Raw genomic sequence first — 3,967 nt, forward strand, 5'->3', positions numbered from 1 at the left:
ATAATCAGCGTGGCCCGGGCAGTCTACGTGAGCGTAGTGACGGGTCGGAGAATCGTACTCAACGTGGGAGGTCGCGATGGTGATACCACGCGCACGCTCTTCCGGTGCGTTATCGATCTGATCGAAAGCACGGCTCTCGCCAGTGCCCCATACTTCGTGACATACACGAGTCAGGGCGGCTGTCAGAGTGGTCTTACCATGGTCAACGTGACCAATGGTGCCCACGTTTACGTGCGGCTTGTTACGCTCAAATTTTGCTTTAGACATTCGACCAATCCCCCTAATCAACCAGGATCGTAACGTTGACCGGAAAAAAAAGTGGAGCTCATGACCGGAATTGAACCGGTGACCTCATCCTTACCAAGGATGTGCTCTACCGACTGAGCTACATGAGCATTAAAACCAAATTGGAGCGGGCAGCGGGAATCGAACCCGCGTCATCAGCTTGGAAGGCTGAGGTAATAGCCACTATACGATGCCCGCGAGCAATTAGTGGTGGAGGGGGCTGGATTCGAACCAGCGAAGCTTTCGCGTCAGATTTACAGTCTGATCCCTTTGGCCACTCGGGAACCCCTCCCGTACAAATTCGCTGTTGCGAATCTGCTAAAACCTTAAAGTGGAGCTGGCGGACGGAATCGAACCCCCGACCTGCTGATTACAAGTCAGCTGCTCTACCAACTGAGCTACGCCAGCTCACATTCGCCTCGTCAGCGAGGGCGGTATACTACGGATTTTTTTTCGGCGTTGCAACACCTTTGCAGGTACCACTTTCAACAAACTCGAAGTTTTTGCCGATTTCCGCTTCAACCGCTTGAACCGTCTCGGTTTCCCGGTCAGATTCAACATCAAAAACGAGGGCGTATCCTATACGATTACGGGGGAACTTGGCCAGTACTACATTAAGATTATCCCGTTTTTTTTCTGCCAGTACCGTTTCAGCAGCTTCCCGGGATTCAAAAAGCCCCAAGGATATGGCATTCCGGTACTCTCCGGACGCCACCACATAGGATTCTATGCCCCGGGCCGACAAGGCCCGGAACTGGTCCATCGCCGCCTGTTCCGGCTGGGGGGGTATCAAGACCCAATTCAGTGGAGCAAGCTCCACCTCCTGCTCTTCGACGACGTAGTCCAGCCCCGCGGCCTCTCCCGTCGCCTTCGCTTCGGCGTCGCTGTCAAACCATCCCGCACGCACGCACAGGGTTTCCGCGCCGGGCTCCGGTACAGGTGCCATAGGCTCTGATGTTTTCAGGCTGGTCACCCTGGGCAAGGCTCCTCCGGACGAAGAATCAGCTCCCCCGACACCCTGCCACTGGGGAAACCACCACACCAACAGGTTGACGGCCAGGAGAAAGAACGCAATCCACTTCATTCGCCCTGCCCACCCTGTGCTACGGCCTGAAGCCCCTCAAACACCAGGCCCGGACGAACCTCGGCCTGCAAGCCGAGATCAACAAATCTTTGAGCATCGCCGCCGGTAAGCAACACACGGCGTAAATTGTGAACCCTGGCGTCAGCATTAATACGCTCGATAACCCCGAGGGTCAGCCAGGCCAGCCCATGATTGGCGCACTCCCCGGTTGAGCGACCGGGCAAGGTATTGATCTGGTCATCGTGTTCGAACCCGATACGGGCGGCATCCAGCTTCAGGCTTCGGCGCATCATTCTCAGCCCTGGCAGTATATAGCCCCCGATGTGGGCACCGTTTTCGGCCACGTAATCCACGGTAACCGCACTCCCCGCGTCAACAACTGCAAGCCCGCCAGGATAACGCGACCAAGCGCCCACCATTCCGTGCCAGCGATCAGCGCCCATTTTCCGGACATCCTGATAGGAGTTCACCAGTCCCTGACGGGATGATTCAGACCAGTAAAATGTTACCGGCGCACGGGTAATGCGGGACAGGCCCTGCTCCAGCTCCCGGCAATTCTGCTCGGATGCGACAGAAGATACGGCAACCCGGGTAATGTCATGACCGAAGGGCGCCAGGCCTGCAAAAGGCGCCTTCTCGTCCAGCATCGCTGCACCCTCAGCCTTCACCTGACCCCCCTGGACCAAACGCCACTTTATCCGGGTATTACCGGAATCGACCAACAACATCATGGTTGCACCCGAAGGCTGATATCGCCCGCTCGAACCGGCACCACCCCAGCGTCGGTTTTCAACAGATAGTTACCGCCGTCATCGATACCGGCGCCGGTTCCGGCAACCTCGCCACCACGGCTGACCAGCTCCTGGCCGCTGAATATGTCCCTTCGCTGCCAAGCACTCCTGAACGCTGCAAAGCCCTGTCGCTCGAACGTATCAACGGTACCCAGGATCTCCCTGATAACATTTGCCGCCAGGGCATTCCTCGCCCAGGCTATATCCGGCCAGCGCTCAGCCAGGCTGATCCATGGCTGATCGACCTCTTCCGCCCGGGTCATATGCACATTGATGCCAATACCAGCGATGACCTGGACGACACCTTCCTGTAATTCCCCCTGGATCTCCACCAGGATACCGGCAAACTTCCTGCCATCGACAAACAGGTCGTTCGGCCACTTCAGGCCAACACCTTCGGCACCCATAGCCTCCAAAGCCCGGGCCACGGCTACGCCCAAGACCAGGCTCAAACCTTCGAGCGCGGCGAACCCACCCTGCAGGGTCAGCCCCATACTCAGATACAGATTCTGCCCTTTCGGGCTTGCCCAGTTACGCCCCCGGCGACCGCGCCCCGCAGTCTGGCAATCGGCAATGACCACCGGTATAGCCCCTCCGGCGCCGGATAAACGCTGCGCCACCTCGGCATTGGTGGAACCCACTTCCGGTAATACCTCCAGGTTGATACCGGACAACAGCTCGCCGGGTAAACCCGCCAACACCTGCCCGCGATCCAGCAGGTCTACCGGTGTGACCAGCTGATAGCCCTGCCCCCGGATAGTTTTTATCTCTACGCCTTCATCCATGATTTTACGGAGTTGCTTCCAGACAGCCGTGCGGGATACCCCCAGGGTTTTCGCCAGGGACTCTCCGGAATGAACGGCGCGATCGCTCAGCAGTGACAACAAGGTGTTGGATTTCATGAAACCGGTTCCAGGGGTGCAAAGAATCAGCCCCGGATTAAACAACAGGACGGCCGAAAAAACAAAAGGACAGCGCCCGGGCTGCCCTTTTCTCATGCCGGATGGTCATCAGGGGATAGGAGTTGCGGTCAGGTTTGTCCGAATATCCACGTTCTGTAACACAGCACCGTATACCGCCGTCTGCACGGCGAACCCGAGAGGGTGCTCAACCCGCTTTACACCGTCAACCGTTCGGATGACCCGGGTTGGATACACATCAACTGCAAGATCGGTTCGGATACCGCAGGTATTGTCGTCCTGGCCAACGCCGTCGAAATCGCCGCCGTCGCTGGTGTGAATATCATTCAGCAGTATCGCAGTGCCATGAACGTTACTGCGGAATTCCGGGTTGGTTCGTTCCGTAGTCACTGTCAGAGCCGGCGATGTAACGGTGGTTAACGGTGATATCGACCTCACGGCCGTCCGTGCTTTGGATACCCGCAATGCGGAAAATCCGGGCCTGCTCACCGTTGACGTCCGGCGCATCCGTGCGGTGGGAGAAGATGAAGTCTTCCAGTATCAGGCCAATGCCGGCACCGTCGATTTCAGAGAGTTCGCCATCGTTGAGCTTTTCGAGTTCTGCGGCGGCAATGACGGGTAACAGCGAAAGGCCGAACATCAGGGATGGCAAGAAGGCCTTGGAGAACGAGGATCTCCTGGGAAAAGGCATCAAAACAACCCTCGCCCGCGATCTATGCATTCGGTGCGATTTCATTTTTCCCAGACCTGAAATGAAAAAACCCCCGGCAGCAACGCTGTCGGGGGTTTTGGTATTAAAAGCCTGACGATGACCTACTCTCACATGGGCGAACCACACTACCATCGGCGCTGGTCTGTTTCACGTCTGAGTTCGGGATGGGATCAGG

General features: G+C 57.2%; 6 protein-coding genes, 4 tRNA genes and 1 rRNA gene. All 11 read right to left on the reverse strand.

Annotation, left to right across the window (positions count from 1 at the left end; genetic code table 11):
- A partial coding sequence (locus AC13DJ_RS01685; RefSeq protein ID WP_482936967.1) for a GTP-binding protein occupies positions 1-267 on the reverse strand: 267 nt, incomplete at its 3' end.
- A 52-nt stretch (positions 268-319) separates the two neighbouring features.
- A tRNA-Thr gene (locus tag AC13DJ_RS01690) sits at positions 320-395 on the reverse strand.
- Between the two features lie 13 nt (positions 396-408).
- Positions 409-483 (reverse strand) — tRNA-Gly (locus AC13DJ_RS01695).
- A gap of 10 nt (positions 484-493) precedes the next feature.
- Positions 494-577, reverse strand: a tRNA-Tyr gene (locus AC13DJ_RS01700).
- Positions 578-617: 40 nt separating this feature from the next.
- Positions 618-693, reverse strand: a tRNA-Thr gene (locus tag AC13DJ_RS01705).
- Positions 694-724: 31 nt separating this feature from the next.
- Positions 725-1,258 (reverse strand): hypothetical protein, encoded by a 534-nt coding sequence (locus AC13DJ_RS01710; protein WP_482932762.1) that lies wholly within the window; start codon positions 1,256-1,258, stop codon positions 725-727.
- 107 nt (positions 1,259-1,365) lie between these two features.
- A complete protein-coding gene (locus tag AC13DJ_RS01715; protein ID WP_482932763.1) occupies positions 1,366-2,100 on the reverse strand; it encodes a type III pantothenate kinase in 735 nt (244 codons plus the stop codon).
- Entirely contained in the window at positions 2,097-3,062 is a 966-nt protein-coding gene (locus AC13DJ_RS01720) for a biotin--[acetyl-CoA-carboxylase] ligase (protein WP_289128007.1), read from the reverse strand. The genes AC13DJ_RS01715 and AC13DJ_RS01720 overlap by 4 nt, the downstream gene beginning before the upstream one ends.
- 108 nt (positions 3,063-3,170) lie before the next feature.
- Positions 3,171-3,470 carry a hypothetical protein gene (locus AC13DJ_RS01725; protein ID WP_289128009.1) on the reverse strand — a complete coding sequence of 100 codons (300 nt, stop codon included), beginning with the start codon at positions 3,468-3,470 and terminating at the stop codon, positions 3,171-3,173.
- Positions 3,433-3,771: a hypothetical protein gene (locus AC13DJ_RS01730; protein ID WP_482932764.1), complete on the reverse strand. Its 339-nt coding sequence runs from the start codon at positions 3,769-3,771 to the stop codon at positions 3,433-3,435. The genes AC13DJ_RS01725 and AC13DJ_RS01730 overlap by 38 nt, the downstream gene beginning before the upstream one ends.
- 109 nt (positions 3,772-3,880) lie before the next feature.
- Positions 3,881-3,967, reverse strand: a 5S ribosomal RNA gene (gene rrf / locus AC13DJ_RS01735); the annotation flags it as partial.

Source organism: Marinobacter sp. L-46 (genome assembly GCF_056859535.1).

Coding starts and splice junctions, on each gene's coding strand:
- AC13DJ_RS01730 (WP_482932764.1), bottom strand. CDS start 3,771: ATGCCTTTTCCCAGGAGATCCTCGTTCTCCAAGGCCTTCTTGCCATCC.
- AC13DJ_RS01715 (WP_482932763.1), bottom strand. CDS start 2,100: ATGATGTTGTTGGTCGATTCCGGTAATACCCGGATAAAGTGGCGTTTG.
- AC13DJ_RS01720 (WP_289128007.1), bottom strand. CDS start 3,062: ATGAAATCCAACACCTTGTTGTCACTGCTGAGCGATCGCGCCGTTCAT.